This is a genomic window from Paenibacillus sp. AR247 (assembly GCF_002968895.1).
Lineage (GTDB): Bacteria > Bacillota > Bacilli > Paenibacillales > Paenibacillaceae > Paenibacillus_AQ > Paenibacillus_AQ favisporus.
Map to the genome: position 1 here is coordinate 120,649 of NZ_PCZT01000026.1, position 1,086 is coordinate 121,734.

Annotated in this window: 1 protein-coding gene; it reads left to right on the top strand. The window is 54.2% G+C overall.

Features of this window, described 5'->3' with window-relative positions; translation table 11 throughout:
* A partial coding sequence (gene pstA, locus CPT76_RS34790; RefSeq protein ID WP_105446139.1) for a phosphate ABC transporter permease PstA occupies window positions 1–751 on the top strand: 751 nt, incomplete at its 5' end.
* Window positions 752–1,086 lie beyond the last annotated feature (335 nt).

Sequence of the window (1,086 nt, forward strand, 5' to 3'; positions counted from 1 at the left end):
CAAAGGGCTGCCCGGGCTGAGCCTCGAGTTTTTGATGAAGCTGCCCGAGGACATGGACCCCGGCGGCGGTATCGGGCCGGTGCTGTTCAACTCGTTTTATATTTTGATTCTGTCGCTGCTCATTTCCGTTCCGATTGGGGTCGGAGCAGGGATCTATATGGCGGAGTACGCCCCGCCGAATAAATTTACAGAGGTGCTGCGGATTTGCGTCGAGAGCCTCTCCTCCGTTCCGTCGATCGTATTCGGAATGCTGGGCTTGGCCATTTTTGCCGAGTATTTTCAAATTGGCTTGACGATTCTCGGTGGAGCGGTTTCCCTGGCTTTCCTCAACCTGCCGATGCTGGCCCGGGTGACGGAGGAAGCGGTGCGCGCGGTGCAAAATGACGTAAAGAACGCATCCTATGCCCTCGGGATGACCAAATTCCAATGCATCCGGACCGTCGTTATCCCGATGGCCATGCAAGGAATTGTGACGGGCATCTGCCTCGTGGCGGGCCGGGCCTTCGGAGAATCGGCCGTCATCCTGCTGACCGCTGGGCTCAGCACCTCCGGGGAGATGTGGGACTTCAATCTGTTCTCACCGGGTGAGACGCTGGCTGTACACCTCTGGTACGTGCAATCGGAAGCGATCGTGGAGGATGCCCGCCAAATCGCCGATAAGTCCGCCGCGGTGCTGGTCATCGTCGTCCTCCTGATGAACCTGCTGTTCCGCATTCCGCTGTGGATCAGCAACCGGCGCTTGAAGAAATAGGGTCTTCTAGAGGTTGTTCAAAAAGTCCTCTTTTGATCACGAAGTAAATCGGGAAGCTGATTCGGCATCGAATCTTGAATTCAGCCGGGTCTTCCGGTGCTCACGTACCCACTACGTACGCTTTGCTCCTCAGCCCCTAGCTTCATCCAATCTTCTCGGTGCTGAAAACCGACCTTTTTGAACATGCATTTATATGTATCATACCGAAATAAGCTTTTATCTAGGAAAAAAGGGCTGTCTTCCGGCACAATGACTCTGCCGGCGAGACAGCCCTTTAAGGTTGACTGAATTTTTTAGCTTATTCAGCGAAGCAGAACGCTTGAGATGACTGCAAG